The sequence below is a fragment of the Haloimpatiens massiliensis genome, assembly GCF_900184255.1.
GTDB classification, from domain to species: domain Bacteria; phylum Bacillota; class Clostridia; order Clostridiales; family Clostridiaceae; genus Haloimpatiens; species Haloimpatiens massiliensis.
This window is the reverse complement of record NZ_LT854640.1, coordinates 2,026,513-2,047,185: the sequence shown is the minus strand read 5'-3', so window position 1 is coordinate 2,047,185 and position 20,673 is coordinate 2,026,513. Positions and strand designations below refer to the sequence as shown.

14 protein-coding genes are annotated in these 20,673 nt (G+C 28.9%); 9 read left to right on the top strand and 5 right to left on the bottom strand.

What is annotated here, in order from left to right; translation table 11 throughout:
* The first annotated feature begins 235 nt into the window (after positions 1-235).
* The 4 genes from C1715_RS17780 (at position 236) to C1715_RS17765 (ending at position 6,461) form a co-directional block, all read left to right on the top strand.
* Positions 236-1,153 (top strand): DMT family transporter, encoded by a 918-nt coding sequence (locus tag C1715_RS17780; protein ID WP_102401681.1) that lies wholly within the window; start codon positions 236-238, stop codon positions 1,151-1,153.
* A 197-nt stretch (positions 1,154-1,350) separates the two neighbouring features.
* Positions 1,351-2,718, top strand: a complete 1,368-nt coding sequence (locus C1715_RS17775) for an MATE family efflux transporter (protein ID WP_242971994.1) — start codon at positions 1,351-1,353, stop codon at positions 2,716-2,718.
* Positions 2,719-3,042: 324 nt separating this feature from the next.
* Positions 3,043-4,644 carry a DEAD/DEAH box helicase gene (locus C1715_RS17770; protein WP_102401680.1) on the top strand — a complete coding sequence of 534 codons (1,602 nt, stop codon included), beginning with the start codon at positions 3,043-3,045 and terminating at the stop codon, positions 4,642-4,644.
* 308 nt (positions 4,645-4,952) lie between these two features.
* Entirely contained in the window at positions 4,953-6,461 is a 1,509-nt protein-coding gene (locus C1715_RS17765) for a glycosyl hydrolase family 18 protein (protein ID WP_102401679.1), read from the top strand.
* A gap of 813 nt (positions 6,462-7,274) precedes the next feature.
* On the opposite strand, the gene C1715_RS17760 is transcribed toward C1715_RS17765, so the two are convergent.
* A complete protein-coding gene (locus C1715_RS17760) occupies positions 7,275-8,423 on the bottom strand; it encodes a double-cubane-cluster-containing anaerobic reductase (RefSeq protein ID WP_102401678.1) in 1,149 nt (382 codons plus the stop codon).
* A 645-nt stretch (positions 8,424-9,068) separates the two neighbouring features.
* Between C1715_RS17760 and C1715_RS17755 the strand changes: the two genes are divergently transcribed.
* Positions 9,069-9,269 (top strand): cold-shock protein, encoded by a 201-nt coding sequence (locus C1715_RS17755; RefSeq protein WP_035294394.1) that lies wholly within the window; start codon positions 9,069-9,071, stop codon positions 9,267-9,269.
* 386 nt (positions 9,270-9,655) lie between these two features.
* The gene (locus tag C1715_RS17750) at positions 9,656-12,472 is read left to right on the top strand and encodes a VWA domain-containing protein (protein WP_102401677.1); all 2,817 of its coding nucleotides are present in this window, start codon (positions 9,656-9,658) and stop codon (positions 12,470-12,472) included.
* A 151-nt stretch (positions 12,473-12,623) separates the two neighbouring features.
* Here C1715_RS17750 and ispF read toward each other — a convergent pair whose 3' ends face one another.
* The gene (gene ispF, locus C1715_RS17745; RefSeq protein WP_102401676.1) at positions 12,624-13,091 is read right to left on the bottom strand and encodes a 2-C-methyl-D-erythritol 2,4-cyclodiphosphate synthase; all 468 of its coding nucleotides are present in this window, start codon (positions 13,089-13,091) and stop codon (positions 12,624-12,626) included.
* A gap of 942 nt (positions 13,092-14,033) precedes the next feature.
* On the opposite strand from ispF, the gene C1715_RS17740 reads away from it, so the two are divergent.
* Positions 14,034-14,837 (top strand): polysaccharide deacetylase family protein, encoded by an 804-nt coding sequence (locus tag C1715_RS17740; RefSeq protein WP_180964134.1) that lies wholly within the window; start codon positions 14,034-14,036, stop codon positions 14,835-14,837.
* A gap of 299 nt (positions 14,838-15,136) precedes the next feature.
* Here the strand turns inward: C1715_RS17740 and C1715_RS17735 are convergent, their stop codons facing one another.
* Positions 15,137-16,438, bottom strand: coding sequence for a sensor histidine kinase (locus C1715_RS17735; RefSeq protein WP_102401674.1), 1,302 nt, complete (start codon positions 16,436-16,438; stop codon positions 15,137-15,139).
* A 60-nt stretch (positions 16,439-16,498) separates the two neighbouring features.
* The gene (locus C1715_RS17730) at positions 16,499-17,173 is read right to left on the bottom strand and encodes a response regulator transcription factor (protein ID WP_102401673.1); all 675 of its coding nucleotides are present in this window, start codon (positions 17,171-17,173) and stop codon (positions 16,499-16,501) included.
* A 1,201-nt stretch (positions 17,174-18,374) separates the two neighbouring features.
* Between C1715_RS17730 and C1715_RS17725 the strand changes: the two genes are divergently transcribed.
* On the top strand, positions 18,375-19,355 hold the full coding sequence (locus tag C1715_RS17725) for a LiaI-LiaF-like domain-containing protein (RefSeq protein ID WP_102401672.1): 981 nt from the start codon (positions 18,375-18,377) through the stop codon (positions 19,353-19,355).
* Between the two features lie 5 nt (positions 19,356-19,360).
* Positions 19,361-19,870: a hypothetical protein gene (locus C1715_RS17720; RefSeq protein WP_102401671.1), complete on the top strand. Its 510-nt coding sequence runs from the start codon at positions 19,361-19,363 to the stop codon at positions 19,868-19,870.
* A 6-nt stretch (positions 19,871-19,876) separates the two neighbouring features.
* Here C1715_RS17720 and C1715_RS17715 read toward each other — a convergent pair whose 3' ends face one another.
* Positions 19,877-20,125: a metal-binding protein gene (locus tag C1715_RS17715; RefSeq protein WP_102401670.1), complete on the bottom strand. Its 249-nt coding sequence runs from the start codon at positions 20,123-20,125 to the stop codon at positions 19,877-19,879.
* Positions 20,126-20,673: the final 548 nt, after the last annotated feature.

Sequence of the window (20,673 nt, the reverse complement as noted above, 5' to 3'; positions counted from 1 at the left end):
TGAAATAGTAGTTCTTTTTTATTGCAGCACTATAAGGCACATTCAAATAAATAACAAGTCAGTATGCTAGTCTATTTTGCGTCATACTGCGTCAGCAGAACCCACCGATAGTTTTACTAGCGGCGGAACCTGCTTCCTTGTCTGACACAAAATATACCAGCATCTTTGACTTGTTATTTATTTTCATGTACCTAAAATGTTTTATTTGAATTTTAAAATGGAGGGAGAGATTTACATGGTAAAAGTAGAAAAAAGAAAGAATCTGATTGCAGATTTATCGCTTCTTTTAGTAGCAATGCTATGGGGTGGAGGATTTGTGGTTGTTAAGGATGCGCTTAACTCAATAACTCCTTTTTATATAATGGCTATGAGATTTAGTTTATCTTTTTTACTTATGTGTTTAGTATTTTGGAAAAAGGTTAAAAAAATTAGTAAAAAAGATCTAATAGGTGGAAGTGTAATAGGTATATTTTTATTTTTAGCCTTTGCATTTCAAACAATAGGTATTCAATATACTACAGCTGGAAAGCAAGCTTTTCTTACAGCAATATATGTGGTAGAAGTTCCTTTTTTGTGTTGGATTGTTATTAAGAAAAAACCAGATAATTATTCTATTGCAGCAGCTTTTTTAGCTTTTCTAGGCATAGGAATGTTGACTATGCATGGAAATTTAAAAATTAATTTAGGAGATGCTCTTACACTCGTATGTTCAGTGTTTTTTGCTGCTCAAATAATAGCTATAGGCTTTTATGCTGAAAAATTAGATCCAATAGTACTTACGGTAATTCAATTTGGTGTGGCAGCAATTTTATCTTATATTTTTGCTTTAATATTTGAGCCTAAATTATCTTATTTAAGTACTGATGCTATGTTATCTATAGTGTATTTAAGTGTATTTAGTACATTGATAGCCTTCCTTGTACAAAATATTGCTCAAAAGTACACATCCTCGACTCATGCAGCAATAATACTTTCTTTAGAGTCATTTTTTGGATGCTTATTTGGAGTTATATTTCTTGGAGAAGAGCTTACAGTTAAAATAATAATAGGATGTGTATTTATATTCTTATCAATAATAACAGCAGAGACTAGATGGGATTTTTTTAAGAAAAAACAGAAGAATTTAGAATCAGAAAATGCAGTTAATGAATAATATAGCCTTGTCAGTTATAAAATTATATCTGTAGTTATTTTATTTAACTAATATACAATTTAAGAATTATGTGCCAAAGCTGGGTAAGTAATATGGAAAGGAATTTAACTTAGAATTTTTAAATTTGAGAAAAGAGTATTTTGGATATGTATATTTATTTTGAAGTTTAGTTTTATTCATGGAAGGGGAGTTCAAAAGTGGAGATATGTAGGGAAAAGGAAGAATTAAAAGAAATAAGAAAAAAGATTTTTTATCTAATACTACCTATTACTTTAGAAAGTATACTAGAGATGTCTGTTGGACTTTTCTCTATGGCCATGGTAGGTAGGCTAGGGGAGATTGCCATAGGTTCCATAGGTATAGGGTCTAGAATTGCTAACATAGTCTGGGCGATTTTTAAAGGCATAACCATAGGAGCTGGAGTTTTTGTAGCTCAAGCCTATGGAGCAAAAAAGATGGATAAATTGAGAAATGTAATACAACAAACCATACTTTCATCTTTAATATTAGTTATAGTAATACAACAGATTATATTTTGGAATGCACCTAAAATTTTATCTATATTTAAGCCTGATGCTGTACTTTTAAGTAATGCCGCACAGTATTTGAGGATAGTATCTTTTGGACTACCTTTTTTAGCCATAATGCTCATAGCTATTTCAGTGCTTCAAAGTATGGGAGATGCAAAAACACCATTTTATATGGCTTTAGTTATGAATATAGTTAATATTGGATTTGGGTTTCTTTTTATATTTGGAAAGTTAGGATTTCCCAAGCTTGGACTTAGAGGGGCAGCAGTAGCTACAGTCCTGGCACAATTTGTAGGATCTTGCATAGCTTTTTATGTGTTTTTTAGAAAAAATGGAGTGTTAAATCCACTTTTAAATAAGAATTTTTTTCAACTTAATTTACAGGAAGTTAAAAGTATTTATAGAGTGGGAATTCCTTCTTCCATGGAATCATTATTTTGGCAATTATCAGCTATAATTCTCACTAGGATAATGCTTAAGTATGGAAATACTGTATTTGCCGCATATCAATTGGGACTTCAAGCAGAATCCATATCGTTTATGCCAGCTGCGGGGTTTGGTATAGCAGCTACTACTTTTATAGGACAGTGTGTAGGAGCTAGGGATGGAGAAAAAGGAAAAAAATATTTAAAAGAGATAATGAAGGGTTCTATGATGATAACTGCAGTAACTACTATTATTTTAGTATTTTTCCCTCATGGAGTTTTAAGAATGCTTACAGATAAGGAAAATATAATAGTTTTAGGAGTTAAGTATTTAATAATAATGGGTGTAGTGCAAATAGCACAAAATGCTTCAGGAGTTTTAAATGGTGCCTTAAGGGGAGCGGGATATACAAAAGTTCCTATGATTGTATCGGGCATAGGACTTTGGTGTATAAGGATACCAGCTTCACTATTTTTAGCTTATGTATTAAAGACTAATATAGTTATGGTGTGGATAGCTATGGGAATTGATTTAGTAATAAGATTCTTTTTAAGCTTTTATTTGTATAAAGTTAAAAATATATATGACACAGAAACAGTTTTGGATTAACATTGACACGAAGCTTTCAATATGTTATTTTAAATTAGTATGCATTTAAAGTGAATATATTTGGTTTATTTATGTAAAATAAAAACGATGTTCATTTGAGTATCGTTTTTTAATTTTGTAAATTATAGAATATTAGTAAATTTACTTAAATAGTGGTGATCTTATTGGAGGTTATTAGAAATAAGAAAGTATTTCCAAAAGCTTTTGAACAATGGAGCGTAGGGTATGATTTACATCCAATAAGAGTTAATAGTGCTTAATAGCGGTGTTTATAGTTTAACCAAGCTCTAGTGTATGCAAATAAATTTGGAGAGGAAATATAGAATGAAGGAAAATACTAATTTTGAACAATTACAATTATCTAGTGAAATGAAAAAGACCATAGAGAAAATGGGATATAAAGAGGCAACCCCTATTCAATACAAAGCTATTCCATATGTATTAGAAGGAAGAGATGTAATAGGTCAAGCACAAACAGGTACAGGTAAGACGGCAGCTATAGGAATTCCTATTATAGAGAAAATAGATGATGAGAGTAAAAAACTTCAAAGTATAATACTTTGTCCTACTCGTGAGCTTGCAATACAGTTTGCAAAAGAAATGAAAAAACTTTCTAGTCATAAAAGGCATTTAAAAGTAACACCTATATATGGGGGTGGATCAATAGATGCACAGATAAGAGAATTAAAAAGAGGAACTCAAGTGGTTGTAGGAACTCCAGGAAGAGTTATGGACCACATGAGAAGGGGAACTCTTAAGTTAAAAGATATAAATATAGTAGCTTTAGATGAAGCAGATGAAATGCTTAATATGGGATTTGTAGATGATATAGAGACAATACTTAAAGAAACACCAGAAGAAAGACAAACTCTATTATTTTCAGCTACTATGCCCAAAGCTATTTTAGATATAACTAAAAGATATCAGAAAGAGCCTAAATTAATTAAGGTAATAAAAAAGCAACTTACTGTTTCTAATATAGAGCAAAAATATTTTGTAGTAAAGCAAAAGGATAAATTAGAACTTTTAACTAGATTAATGGTTATATCTAATCCGAAACTTGCAGTTGTATTTTGCAATACCAAGAAAATGGTGGATGAATTAGTAGTTGAATTGCAGTCAAGAGGATTTTTTGCAGATGCTATTCATGGTGATTTAAGCCAAAACCAAAGAGATAAGGTCATGAATAAATTTAGAAAAGGAATAATACAGATACTAGTAGCTACAGACGTGGTGGCTAGAGGTATAGATGTAGATGATGTGGAAGTGGTATTTAATTATGATTTACCACAATTTGATGAGTATTATGTTCATAGAACAGGTAGAACAGGACGTGCAGGAAGAGAAGGAAAAGCCTTTAGTTTTATATCTTCAAGGGAAATAAGAAAGTTAAAGGAAATAGAAAGATATACTAAAATGAAGGTAAGTGAAGCAAAAGTTCCTAATAAAGAAGAAGTGGAAGAAATAAAAGCGAAGCGTTTTCTTCAAGATGTAAAAGAAGCTGCAGAAGAGCAAATTCCAAATAGATATTACAATTATATTAAACAGTTAACTAAGGACGGTTTTAATGAAACAGTTTTAGCTGCGGGACTTCTAAAAATGTATATGGAATACCAGGATAATAAAAGTGAAGAATTAGAAAATAATATTCAAGATGAAAGAAAGCAAACCGGTGCAGAAGAGGGCATGATAAGATTATTTGTAAACTTAGGTAGAAAGCAAAAGGTTACTACAGGAGATTTTGTAAATAACATAGCTAGAGAAGCTAGGATAAAGGGTAAAGAAATAGGAAAAATTGATATATATGAGAAATACTCTTTTGTAGAAGTGCCAGAGGAATTAAGTGAAAGAGTTATTAAAAATGTTAATGGGATAAAAATTAAAGGAAATAAAGTTAGACTTGAACCATCTAATTCAAGAAAATAGCATTATTTTGTTTTATAATTGCTATGTTGGCAGTAGTTTTTTCATAATGAATTTTTAAGAAAATAATATTGTTTTACTTCATAATATAACTTAGGCACATTCAAATAAATAACAAGTCAGTATGCTAGTCTATTTTGCGTCATATTGCGTCAGCAGGTTCCACCGATAGTCCTACTAGCGGCGGAACCTGCTTCTTTGTCTGACACAAAATATACCAGTATCTTTGACTTGTTATTTCTTTCCATGTATCTTATTTTACTATAAAAGCATAGTATAGTAAGGAGTAATAATTTTTTAGGAAGGATAGCATGCTGCCAGTTATTTATTATGTTAAACCTAGAGATAGTCTTTATTCCATAGCTATAAAATTTAATTTAGTTCCTAGTAGAATAAGGGAGTACAATAATTTACAAAGTAATTCAATATATGTTGGACAGAAAATTTATATACCTGCTAGTTTTTATATTGTCCAATCAGGAGATTCGCTATATTCTATAGCTAGAACTTTAAATACTACTGTTGAAAGTATTATTAAATTAAATGCATTAAAGAGTGTAAATCTTTATATTGGCCAATCACTGAAGATACCTTTTTATAGTGAGGTAGTGACAAATATAGATAATGTAAGTATAAGAGTGGGACCAAGTATTTCTTATAGAGAGTTACAAAAGTTGGCTGTAAATTCTAAAATGTCTATGGTGGGTTCCAGAGATAATTGGTACAAAGTAAAACTTCATAATGATAAATTTGGATGGGTACCTAAAGAACAAGTGAACTTTAATGTATATTGGGTAGAAAAACCTATAAGCACTATATTGGGCTATTATACTAGGGAGGAAGGGCCGGCTCTTCCAAGTTCCTATCAGTCTTTTATAGATAATAAGAATAGTATTCCGGAACTGGGTTTATTTTTGTTTAGAATAGATCCTAAGGAGGCTACTAGTATAGAAAAATTTGGAGAATTTACAGATGAGTATGTAAAGAATATAGTATTAATAGCACATAGAAGTAATATTAAGGTATTGGCTACAGTTCATAATTTATTATATAAAGATGGAGGAACTACTTTAGCTAAGGAATTAGTAAATAAAATGGTTTCAACGGCTGAAACTAGAGGAGCCTTTATAGAAAATATATTGACATTATTAAGGAAGTATAATTTTGATGGTGTCAATATTGATATAGAAGATGTGTATTTAAAGGATAAGGATAAGTTATCATTATTTTATGAGGAACTTTCCAGAAAGCTTAAAGAACAAGGATACTATGTGTCTGCAGCTCTTCCAGCTAGAGTAAGTGATGAGCCTTTTAATCCTTTCTCAGACCCTTTTGACTATGGAAGGATAGGTAGTGTTTTAGATGAAGCAGTTATAATGCTTTATAATGAACATGGATGGCCAGGAAGTGGTCCAGGACCTGTGGTTTCTATAGGATGGATGGAAAGAGTAATAGGATACACTATAACCAAAATGCCTAGGGAAAATGTAGTTGCAGCAGTTTCTGTATTTGGATTCGATTTTAATTTAACTACTGGAAAAAATACTTATGTTACTTATAATATGGCAGTAGATTTAGCTAAAAAATATAACAAAGATATAATATTTGATGAAAAGACCCAAACTCCAACCTTTGCATATACAGATGAAAAGGGAGAAAAACACGAAGTATGGTTTGAAGATACTAGGAGTATCAAGGCTAAAATTGATAAAGCTTACCAAATGGGTATTAAGGGTATAGCACTTTGGAGATTGGGTATGGAAGACAAAGGAATTTGGAATATGCTAAAAAATCAGGTAGTAGTTAGATTTGGAAGTTAAGAATATTGTGATGTAAGTGCAATAAGAAAAATCTGTCTTTAAGTCCACAATAAATATATTTTTTAAGACTGTTCGCAATACGCCAAGAAATTCTAATGTTTTCAAATTTCAATACCCTAAGGCACATTCAAATAAATAACAAGTCAGTATGCTAGTCTATTTTGCGTCATACTGCGTCAGCAGGTTCCACCGATAGTTCTACTAGCGGTGGAACCTGCTTCCTTGTCTGACACAAAATATACCAGCATCTTTGACTTGTTATTTGTTTTCATGTACCTAAAGCTTTCAAACTCGCTTCTGATGGCGGATAGCCAACGTAAATAATATAGCTAAAACCCATATAAAAATGTTACTTTACTGCAAAATGTATTAAATTTTAGTTATTTCCTTATTTTTACGTGTAGTATAAATTTTACCCAAAGGTTACGCCTAAAAAATATTATGAGCGTTTTTCTATTTATAAATTAAAGATTTTCTGTAACGTAGAGGAGGAAAATCCTCCTTTAGCAGGTTCCTCCTCTCAAACCATATACATATTAAACTAAAAATCTGATTTTAATGTAGTAATAAATGTGGAATTGGGGACTATTGAATTAGCCTTAGAACTTCTTATGTCTCACAGTTAAAGACCCGTTAAGAAGCTTTCATGTTTGAACGAGGAACGAGTGAGTTTGAAAGCTTTAGGGGTTTTAACTGTGAGACATTTAGAAGTTCTTGGCGTATTGTGAACAGTCCCAAATTCCACATTTATTACGGAATTAAAATCAGATTTTTATTCAATGTATTATCTCACAATATATTTTTTTAGTGTTGTTAAAGCATTTCAATAAATGCGGATATTCTAGTTTTAAGTTGTCCAATATCAGATTGAGAGTAATCTGTTTCTATACTTGTATAAGGAATACCTTTTTCCTTTGTTACAAAATCCCTTATACGTTTAGTTTCTACGTTGAAAGTATGACATGCTTGTAAAATCATATCTAGTACTCCATCTATTTTATACTCATCTATTAAATTAGAAAGCAAATCAATTCTGTTGTCATTAGGAGCCATGCAAGAACATCCTATGTTTAGATATCTTTCTGCTAAAGCATCGTATACGTTTTTGTCTTCATCTACAAGAGAGTATTTGGATTTTATTCCACTGCAGTTTTCAAAGCAAACTACAACTCCACCACTTTCTTCAATTATTTTTATTATTTTTTCTGTAGCTCCACCCATAGGACATCCAGTTATAAGTATTCTAGGAGCTTTTTCTGATACCTTTCTTTCACCTTCATTGTATTTCTTTTTGATTTCTTCTATTAAAGATTTTATGTCATTATTTTGTTTATTTTTGTCCATGCTAAAGTCTGTTCCATATAGTACTTGAAGCATCTCAAGACCAGTCATAGGTGGTGGACAAAGTTTTCCTAACTCATAGAATTCTCTTAAGATTTTTCTTTCTTTATTTTTTAGTTTTATGCTCTCTTTAATTTTTTCTTCAGAGATTTCTATTTGGAATTGATTTTCTAATGCTTTTTTTAGAGCGATCATTTCTCCCCGCCAGATTTCCATAGATCTTTCATGGTTTACAGTTTGAGGAAGTTGCATTACGTGCATAGGTTTTATTTGGCTTAAGTATTCATACATTTTCTTTTTGCCATCACAGGTAGTTTCGCCAACTATGATATCTGAGAAATAGAAGTAAGGGCATTTTTGTGTTATAGCAAAACCATAACTAGATTTTATTAAAGGACATAAATTTCTAGGTAAATCTCTTTCAGCATCAGAAACAGGTTCTTCACTCATTCCACAAAGGGAAACAGGAATGGCGTCTGCAGCCATCATAATTTCACAAGGAGTAAAAGCACAGAAGGTGCCTACTATTTTTTTCCCTTCTTCTTTTAAATTTTTAATCTTTATAAATCCTTCTCTTCTCGCTTCGCTAAATTCATTAAACATTTTAGGTAAATCGTTCATATATATGTACACTCCCTTCTTTAATAATTGTATTTGATTTTTTTGATTTAAGTTATGTATATATGTAAAATCTATAGATACGATAAAATATATTTATTTTTTAAATAATATTTTAAAATGTCAATTTACAATTCGTAATCCACTCTCACTATTGGTGATGTTATATTAATATATTAGGGTAGGGAGTAGTAAATAAGGATTAATAAAAAATAATTTTAGAGTGATAGTTTTATATAAAAAGTAATTGTGAATATATGAAGTAATTTTTATTGAAAATTAGCTATTTAAATTATGAAAAACAGTATATTTTTTAGGGATTTGAGTATAAATAAATATAAGGGCTAGACAGGGAAAATAATACTATTTGGTAGAAATAAGTCAATAAGAACTAAATAAATTAAAAAAATTAATAATTTTATTTTTTTACTTGAAATTTCTTTCTTAAAGGTGTAGAATTAATAAGAACAAATTTATAGATGAAGATTAAGAAATTAGTTCCTATTTAGTATTTAATGGATGTGTTTTCTATTATATTAAATTGACTCAGTTTCTCCATATGGCATTAATTCAGTATTAAGGTTATATGTGAACACCCTTTATCTATAAATATATTTAATTTATTTAAGGAATATGGAGGAATTTAAAATGAAAAAAGGTACAGTAAAATGGTTTAACAAAGAAAAAGGATTCGGATTTTTATCTGTAGAAGGAGAAAATGACGTATTCGTACATTTCTCAGCTATCCAAGGAGACGGATTCAAATCTTTAGAAGAAGGTCAAGAAGTTGAATTCGAAGTAGTTGAAGGACAAAAAGGACCTCAAGCTTCTAACGTAGTTAAACTATAGTAGATAGCGAATTAACGATAAGTTGATATATAAGGCGATATGATTTTAATCATATCGCTTTTTATATTATGCGCTAATAATGTTAAAAAATCTATTGAAATCTTATTTCATGATTATCTATGGTAATAATCATATCTTAGTAGAGTAAGGTGCATTCAAATAAATAACAAGTCAGTATGCTAATCTATTTTGCGTCATACTGCGTCAGCAGGTTCCACCGATAGTTCTATTAGGGGCGGAACCTGCTTCCTTGTCTGACACAAAATATATCAGCATCTTTAACTTGTTATTTATTTTCATGTACCTAATTATTTAAATATTCTTTACAAAAAAATGTTCTTCTGCCAAAATAGATATAAAGACTGGATAAAAAAGGAGGGCTAAGTTTGAAATTTCATTTTGAAAAACAGTTCATACTACTTTTGTTACCTGTGTTATTGATATTTTTTTGGTATACAGGGAGAAAATTAGAAATAAATAAAATGAAAAAGAGATTATTGCTTCTAGTTAGGAGTTTACTTATTATAGTCTTAATTTTTTCTTTAAGCGGATTAAGTCTAGTGTGGAAGGCTAAGGATACAAGTACTATATTTTTAGTAGATTCTTCAGATAGTATCAGCAATAATAAAGAAAAAATAGAGGAGTTTGTAAAAAAGTCTATAGAGAATAAAAAAAGAGATGACTTGGTGGGGATAATGACTTTTGGGCAAAATGCCATTATAGAAAATTTTGTTTCTAAAAAAACTATTTTTTCAGGAATTCAAACGGAGCCAGTAAAGAGCTATACTAATATAGAAAATGCTATAGTGAGTGGTCTTTTAAATATTGGAGAAGGAAATAAAAAAAGAATTGTTCTTATAACCGATGGAAAGGAAAATCAAGGGGAAAGTTCTAAACTAATATCCACATTAAAAGAACAAAAGGTGGATTTCAAGGTTTATGAAATAGGAAATGATGAAAAAAAAGATGCGGCGATACATAAGGTTGAAGTGCCAGAAAACGTTAGAGTGGGAGAAGAATTTAATGTTATAGTTAATATAAAAAGCAATATAAATACTAACTGTAAAGTTAATTTTTTTAGTGATAATGCAAAAAAAGGTGAGTCTACAGTTAAGATAACTAAGGGTGACAATAGATTTATTTTTAAAGATAAAGCTAAAGAGGGAGGCTTTAAAACCTATAAAGTGGTTATAGAGCCAGAAGGGGATCAGGAGTTAAGGAATAATGAAGCATCAGCTTTTACTAATGTAAAGCATAAGGTTAAAATTTTAGTGATTGAAGATAATAAAAAAGATTCTTCAGAAATGATTAACATATTAAGAGCATCTAATGTTGATTTTCAATTGGTAAAAGCAGGGGCAGAGCCCTCTGATATAAAAACTTTGTCTAAATATAAGAGCATAATAACTTGTAATGTATCTTCTGAAAATTTAAGTAGCGGATTTTTAAATTCATTGAACACATACGTAAGAGATTTAGGTGGAGGTTTTATAGCGGTAGGAGGAGATAACTCCTTTGCACTAGGAGGATATGCTAAAACACCCCTAGAAGATGTTTTACCCGTATACATGGATATGCGAGGAAAGAAAGAGATACCATCTATAGCTATGATGCTGGTAATAGATAGATCTGGCAGCATGAGTGGGGAAAAAATGGAGCTTGCTAAGGAAGCTGCAGCAAGGACTTCAGAATTTTTAAGAGAGAAAGATGAAATTGGAGTAATTGCCTTTGATGATGCACAATATTGGGTGGTTAAAAGACAAAATGTAAAGGATAGAAAGACCATAAGAGACTCCATAGGAACTATAAGGTCTGGTGGAGGAACTAGTATATTGCCTGCATTATATGAGGGATACAATTCATTAAAAGGTAGTAAGGCTGAAATAAAACATATGATTTTATTAACTGATGGCCAAGCTGAAAGAGAAGGGTATGATACTCTAATAAGGGATTTTAAAAATAAAAATATAACTGTATCTACAGTAGCTGTAGGTTCAGATTCCGATAGAATACTTCTAAAAAATATAGCGAAGGGTGCAAGAGGAAGATTTTATTATACAGATAATTCAGGCAGCATACCAAGGATATTTGCAAAGGAAACATTTATGGCTGCTAGGACCTATTTAAATAATAAGAAATTTACTCCTGTGGTTCAATCCTCTCATGCTGTACTTTCAGGAGTATATGAAAATGGTTTCCCAGATCTTTTAGGATATATAGGGGCTACGCCTAAAAAAACTTCCAAAGTAGTACTTAAAACACCAGAGGATGATCCAATACTTACGGTGTGGCAATATGGATTAGGTAAAACAGCAGCATGGAATTCAGATATGAATGGAAAATGGAGTAAAAACTTTATTTCATGGGATAAAAACTTAAAAATATGGCAAAACTTAATAAATTGGAGTATAGAAAATTATAATAATGATTCTATGCACGTAAATACTAAGTTAGATGGAGAAAAGGGAGTTATAGAAGTACAGGGAACTAATTTGGGTTCATCTTCTGTACTTGAAGCTCAGATAATAACCCCATCTATGAAAAATAAGAAGATTAAATTGTACCCAAAGGAAATAAATAAATTTTCTGGTGAATTTACAGTAGATGAGAATGGAGTATATATTGTAAAAGCTAAGGATATAAAGAATGGACAAATAGTAAATTCAGCAATGGGTGCTATGAGTATGGATTATTCACCAGAATACAGAATTGATGGTGGTAAAGGCTCTTTAGAAGAGTTGGTTAAGGGTGTAGAAGGAAAGTATATAAATAGCCCTAATGAGGTTTTTCAAGGAAACTTAGAAGATGTATATACTAAGAGGGAGCTTTCTAGTTTTTTTATTGCTTTAGCTATAATATTATTTGTATTTGATATAGCCATAAGAAAGTTAGAATTTCCATATATAAAATTAGAAAATAAGGTAAAAAGTATTTTATCTCGTATAAACTTATTTTTAAATCCTAACAAAAAAATAGTTCAGAATAAAAATAAGAAAGAAAAGGTAAAAGAAATTTTTAATGAAGAAACCGAAGAGAAAAAGTTAGAACAAAATACTAGTAAAAAAACTAAAGAAACATTATATAAAAATAATATTCCTATAGATAAAAAAGCTAAAGGTTTATCACAAGAAGAAACTAAAGAAAATGATTCGTTAAATACATCGGAACTTTTAAAAATCAAAAAAAACAAGCGCAAATCATAATAAAATTTTTTAGTTATGAATAAAGATATGAGAGTTCGCAGTTATATAAGAAGTTCAATTAAGTAGAATTTGTTATATAACTATAAACTCTCAATTTTTAACTTTCAATTTGAAACTATATAAGATTTGGATTATTGTAAACATTACACTTTTACTGTATTAAACAAATGCTTTGAGAAGATATGCCTTCTTGGCGTCCAGTGAAGCCAAGTCCTTCTTCTGTAGTAGCTTTTACATTTATTTGATCTATGGATATGTTTAAAGCATTTGATATATTTATTCTCATAGACTCTATGTGAGGTGCCATTTTAGGTTTTTGAGCTATTATAGTAGCATCTATATTTACTATGGTGTATCCTTTATGTTTTATAAGTTCACCAACCTTTTGTAGTAATAATATACTTGATATATCTTTGAAAGATTTATCAGTGTCTGGAAAATGTTTTCCTATGTCACCAAGAGCAGCAGCGCCAAGCAAGCTATCCATTATGGCGTGAATTAATACGTCTGCATCGGAGTGGCCTAATAAACCTTTTTCATAGGCAATTTCTACGCCACCCAGTATAAGTTTTCTATTTTCAACTAGTTTATGCACATCATAACCCATGCCTATTCTCATAATTATTTAAAAGGGAAGAAGTCCCTTTTCCTCCTCTCTTAGAAAATATAATATTTAACTATTATATTTTAGCATAAATGATAATGTAAACAAAGGCTGTACATGCATATGCAAAAAAATATAAACTCCCTTAACAGGGAGCAAACGTTAATTTAAATAAGGAAATTAATTGCTAATTTATATTTGTTATCTTTTTAGAGTAATTGTAATTTCCTTTTCTATTGAACAACTTATCGAAATGTTTTTTTAAATTTCTAAGAAAGAATAGTATACGTTTTTTTCTTTTATAGCGATTCTTATTCTTAAAATTTACAAAGATAACATTATTGTTTTGCATAAGCAACCCAACCTTTCATAGATAAATACCCCTTATATATATTATAGCATATAATTATTGAAATATTAAGAAAATTTTAACTACTCTTTAACTCTTTCATAAAATATACAGATATGAATAAAAATACAGTAAATATAAAGTAATTTTTAGGATAATAATATTAAGATTTTAGTTTATTAACATGAAACTAACATGAAATCAACAACTTATCCACAGGGTAAATGTGGATAATGTTAATAACTTTATGGATTCAAGCCTTTGTTTTATTTTCATGTATTTAAATGGAAAGTAATTAATAACAGTTTATTAACATATATATAGTTTAGTACTGTGTATAAATAAATTTACTAGTTTAAAATAGAGTTTATTCTAATTCATTTTAGGATTAGAAACTGTTAATCATAACCATAGCTATCGTTAATTCTCACTTTAATAAAAGAGAGGAGTATTACGGGAGATAGCTATCGGATAAACAAAGCATTTTTTTTAGATATTAATGTTATAAATATATAGTTGCTTAAAATTTTTAAGCGTATTTTTTAATGTGTTATAATATATTATATGCTTGTCTAAAAATAAATACATAAATGCTAGGAGTAAATATTATGAAATTTAAAAATAAGAGTGTTATATTTAAGATAACAGTGTTTGGCTTACTATTTATTATGTTATTAAATGGAAGGATAGCAGAACCTTTTTTAAGAATAATAGGTAAGACAAGTAAAAAAAAGGCTGATGAAGCCTATAAATATTCAATACCGATATTAATGTATCATTCTATATCTGATAATAAAAATGGATTTTTTAAAGTGGACAAGAATAAATTTAGAAAACAAATGCAATACATAAAAGATAATGGTTATGAAACTTTAACTTTGGATCAAGTGTACTATTATATTTCTAAAGATAAACAATTTCCAGATAAGGCAGTAGTCATAACTTTTGATGATGGATATAAGGACAACTATGTTAATGCATATCCTATATTAAAAGAATTAGATTTAAAGGCTACAATATTTGTTGTGGCTGATTATATAACAAAAGGTAGTAGTACAATTTATTCTAGTTTAAAGGAACTTAGAGAGATGCAGGAAAATGGCATAGACATTCAGTGCCATACATCTAAACATAGAAAGTTAGACAAGTTATCCTATGATGAACAATTACAAGATTTGAGTTTATCAAAGGCAAAGATAGAAAAACTTATTAACAATAATGTAAAATTTTTAGCTTATCCTTATGGAAGATATAATAATGATACAATAAAAGCAGCTAAAAAGTGTGGTTATGAAATGGCTGTTACAACTCATATGGGTTATTGCAATACAGATAATGAGTGTTTTAAAGTTAGAAGAATTTGTGTTCCAGGCTTTACAGGTATGAATATTTTTAAGAGAATGCTATATTAAAATTAACAAGATAGGAAAATTGTCAGGTAAGTACAATAAGAAAAATCTGTCTTTAAGTCCGCAATAAATATATTTTTTAAGACTGCTTGCAATACGCCAAGAAATTCTAATGTTTTCAAATTTCAATCCCTTAAAGCTTTCAAACTCGCTTCTAACGGCGCTCAAACATGAAAGCTTCTTAACGGGTATTGAAATTTGAAAACAAAAAATTTCTAAGGCTAGCTCAATAGTCTAAAAAAATATATTTGTTGTTACCTTAAAGACAGATTTTTTTTCAATGTATTCCGTCCCAATATATGTTAGTTTGGGATTATGAAATAAAATGTGGTGCCTTCATTTTCTTTACTTTCAACACCATATTTAAAGTTATGCTGCTCTAGTATTTCTTTACATATAGGTAGTCCTAAGCCTATTCCACCACTTTGGGAATCCTTATAATATCTATACCAAATATCACTTATAATATTTTGAGGTATTCCAATGCCGTAATCTTTTACGGAAACTTTAACACCTTCAGACATTTTTATAGAAGAAATTTCTATTGATGAATTTTTATTTGAAAACTTAATAGCGTTATTTATAAAATTATACATTACTCGGTACATATATTTTTCATCCATTACTACTTCTATAGGATGAGAAGTTAAAACAAGGTCAATGTTCTTTTCTTTACTTATAGTCATAAAACTTTCTACACAGTGTTTTAAGAAAACTCTAATATCTATTTTATTTAGGGTTAATTTAAGTTTACCTTCTTGAAGTTTAGATATTTCTAATAAATCTATTACCATAGTATTTAATTTATCTACTTCATTTATTATTTCCTTTGAATAGTTAGTCACTTCATTTTCTGAGAGTATCCCGTCAGAAATAGCTTCACTATAGTTTCTTATTATGCTTAGGGGTGTTCTAAAGTCATGTGAAATATTTGCTATAAATTTCTTCTGAAAAGAATGTTTTTCTTTTAGTCTATTAGACATATTATTAATACTAGAATATAATTCTTCAATTTCATCGCCAGTATTTATGGGTTCCATTATTTCAAAATTGCCTTTTGCAATTTCATTAGAAATATTTTTTAATTGTAATATGGGTTTGGTAAATTTTCTTCCTAAGAAATAAAAAATTGGTATAGAAATTATAATGGCTATAATAAATACTGAGATAAGTACTATGTATATTATTTTTAAAAATTCCGAATAGGGAGCGGCATTTTGAAAGGTTATTATATCACCTAGAGGTGTCTCTAATTTATACATTAAAAAGGATTCACCACTTTTGGTATTAAGTATGCCTTCACCATGAATGTTTTCAATATCCATGAATTTAATCATATTTACTACGCCCATTTTAGATTTAGTAAGAGGAATAATTGAAGAATTGGTAATTAGAACAGCATTACTTTGAAGTTCTTCAATAGGAGTATTGTTTTTTAAACTTTCATATATTTCTTCACCGCTGGTTTTTAGGCTTTTATATTGCTGCTTTCTATAGAGCTTTGATATAAAAGAGCTGCTGATTAAAAAGCATACAAATACTACTAAGGTTATAGTAAATAAGAAATATTTTATTAATTTTTTAGTTATTTTACTATTTTTCATTTTTCATGCTAGAAACTGAGAAGCTTCTATATAATCTCCTTTCGTAAATATGATAATAAACTATGAATCCAATTTATAACCTACACCCCAAACTGTTTTTAGTTTTTTATCACAAAATACTAATTTTTCTCTTAATTTTTTAACATGGGTATCTACAGTTCTTGTGTCACCCATAAAATCATATCCCCATACTTTATCTAAAAGCTGGTCCCTTTTAAATACTTGATTTGGATTATTTATTAAAAATAAGAGAAGATCAAATTCTTTAGGGGTTAGAGGTATTACTTTATTATTTTGATATACAGTTCTATTTTCTACTTCTATGGATAAATTATCTAAAGTTATTGTGGATAAGTTTGATGAAGAGTTTTTAGGAGATTTTATCCTAAGATTTACTCTAAGTACAAGTTCTCTCATGCTGAGTGGTTTTACCATGTAGTCATCAGCTCCTAGTTCAAAACCAAATATTCTATCTTCTTCCTCACCTCTAGCAGTTGTTAATATAACTGAAGGTGGATTTTCTTTACTTTTAGCTTTTCGCAGTAGAGACCATCCATCTTTTTTGGGCATCATTATATCTAATATTATTAAATTGTAGTTTCCTTCTTGAATTTTTGTTTCACCTTCATACCCATCGTAAGCGAAATCTACAGAGTAGCCTTCTTTCTGAAGGTATAATCCCATTATATTCGATAACTTTTTTTCATCTTCTATTATAAGAATTTTATTACCCATAAAAAATCTCCTTGCTATTAATTTGAATCATGTCTAGTAATTCTAACATGCCATCCTATATAAGTTGAGGATAAGAGTAGACACAACTTTAGATAAAAATCATTCTAAGCTTCAGGGATATTGTGAGATATTTTTTAAAAAGTAAAAGTTGGCTGAAGCTAAGAATTACTTTATTAATCTTTGTTATTTATAATTTTAATATTTATATTAATTTTTATCAATAAAAGTTTTATTTTAGGGATATCTAAAGTGATAATTAAAATACTTTTTATAATAAATTAATATGATTAACCCACAAAAAGCATTATATTACTTGAATTATGAAATTTCTCTGGAATGACTTGCATAAGAAGCGAAGGAACTGTTTAAATTTAATTTTAGAAATTCTTTTTTTAGACAGATAAAATTATCGTAAGTCTGGCAAGGACGCCAGGCTAGCGAACCTGAGGCAGGACGCTGAATGTGAGCGTTAGATAATTTTATATGGCTAAAAGATTAGAATTTCTTAAATTAAATTTATTGTTCCGAGCTTTTATGCAAGTCATGGAGGAGAAATTTCATAATTCCACCACATTGTACCTTATTGTGGGTTAATCATTAATATATAATATTTACATTTTTACTTAATATATGTTAAACTATCGTTGTACGTTTTGGACTATACTTCCTTTGATTTTAGATTGGATGACGAAAACATATCTATTTTATCAAAGCGAAGTATTTTTTATATTTAATATTTTTAAACATATCTACATAGTAGGTGATTTCTATTTGAGGCACATTCAAATAAATAACAATTCAGTATGCTAGTCTATTTTGCGTCATACTGCGTCAGTAGAACCCACCGATAGTTCTACTAGCGGCGGAACCTGCTTCCTTGTCTGAAACAAAATATACCGGCATCTTTGAGTTGTTATTTATTTTCATGTATCTAAAGATAATAAAAAAAGGATAATTAGTGGGGGCTAATTATCCTTAAAATATAATGGGGGCATTTGGTTTAAATTTTGACTTCATAGATAGTATTGACACATTTATTTATAATTATTCATTTTGGAGGAAAAAAGTTAATAATATAGAATAATAATATGAAATACATGTTAAAAATAATAAGCTTAAGAATTTAGCATATTAATATTAATATTAATAGAAATTAGTATAGAAATTATTTTGATAAATATTAAAGTGGAGGTAAGAAGGTATGAAGAGAACAGGGACAATAACTATTGCACTAGCACTTATATTTTATGGTGTATGGTTAGCTATAAGTAATGTGAATTACTCTTTAGCTATAGAGATATTTAAATGGTGGCCACTATTGTTTATACTATTGGGATTAGAAGTGTTGTATGTAGGGAGGAAAGAAGTCAAAGAAAATAAAAAAACAGGATTTAACTATTTAATAATACCTATAATAATACTTTTTATAGCCACAAATGGTTTTAATTATTTAAGGTATGGTAGTGGAAGTATTGGAGAAAGATTTAAGGAATATTTTAAAAATGATATAGTTATGAATGTAGATAAATTTAGTATGGATAAAAATAAGTATAAAAGAATTAAGGTAAATAAATCTTTAGAAGACTATGGTAAAGAGTTAAAACTTGATTTACCTAACTCTAAACTTAAGGTTAAAAATTCTAAGGCAAAGGAAGTGCTTTTAGATCTAGAGGTGTATGTAGATAGGTACAAAGCCATTAAAAAGTATGACATACATGCGGATAAAGAAAGTGATGGGTATAAGATAAATTTTCCAGAGGCATTTGTAAATGGAGTAGAAGGGACCATATATGTGCCAGAGGGCATGTATGTGAAAGTAAATGGAACCAATTTAGACATTGAGGGCGATGACTTTAATGGTGATATTGATATAGATGGCTCCAATTGTAATATAGACTTAGAAGGAGATATTAAAAAAAGTGTAATTGATATTTCCAATGGAAAGGTAAATTTGAAAAATAAAAAGTGCAATAATATAAAGATAGATGCATCTAATGCAACCATTACAATGAAAACTGAGGATGAAAATTTTAAAATGGATACGGATATAAATAATGGAGTTTGCAAGTTTAACGATGAAAAGAAGGTAAACTCAGGTATATCTAAGGTATTAGGAAATGGTGATGGACTTTTGAAGATTGATATAAATAATGGAATAATAAATGTTAAAAATGAGGAGTGATATAAGTGGAGAGGAAAAATGATTTAGTAACTTTTATATGTGCATTAATACCTGGAGTTGGGTATATGTATTTGGGTTTAATGGAGAAAGGTATTGAAGCGCTAGCTATATTTTTATTAATAGATCCAGTATTTAGATTTGTAGGCATAGGATTTTTAGCAGGAATAGTAAAGCTTATATTTTGGATATACACCTTTAGTGATACCTATAAAATTGCAGGTAAAATTAATAGGGGGGAGTATGTTCAGGATGGTTTTGTATTCAGTAAAGGATTTAAAGAGAGTGCTTTTAATATGAATAATGAAAACTATAATAGCGGAAATAAAGCAGCAGTTACAAAAAATAAATTTAATATATTAGGTTGGGTGCTCATATTATTTGGAACTATAGCTGTATTAAATAAAGCTTTTGAAGGAACAGAAATACATCATTTAATAAAATCCGCTATAAGTGCATATTTTTTACCAGCTGCTTTGATAATAATTGGTATATATATATTAATAAAGAAAAATTAGTAGCTACTAATTCATATCTTTTTTAAATGCATTTAAATTTTCTTCATCAGAAAAAGCAAAGGGTGAAGAGAATTTAAATGTTTTTTTATGTCCACAATCTTCGCATACACATTGGCAAACATCGAAAGGGAAAGAATTTATTATATTTAATCCTATGGAATCTGTAATGAAATTTCCACCACATATTTCACAAGGAGTGGAGTTTATTATCTGATATTCACTTTCAATATACTTCATCATTTCTCTTATAGTCATAAATGACCCTCCAATTCGATTTTATAGCATATATAAATAAAGTTCTTCATTTAAAATAGCGATTTTTATTCTAATCAAAACTTAAAAATTTATATAAAAAAGTTTAATTAGTAGTATTTTCACTTTTAATAGAATATGGAGTACATTACCATATATAGCCGTGTATAAATGCACAAAAATAATAATAACACTATATGTATTTGCTTGCAATAAATAATAAGCAATAAACTGTAATTTATAATATACAACTACACTGTTAAATTTGAAAATGTAGGATTTAAAATTTATACATTCATTTTGTATTCTGAATTTTAAATTTTACATTAAATAGTATTGCATATTAAAGTAGAGGTGAATTATCAATTTTAGAAATTATAAGCCTAATTGTGGTACTCTAATGCATATATGTGATTGAATATATGACGACTAATTTTAAGTAGTATACAATTTTTATAGTAAAAAGAAGATATAAAGATATAGGTCCATGTAAATTAATTAGATAAGGATATATATATAAATATAATCATTGACAAATAATTAGAAAATTA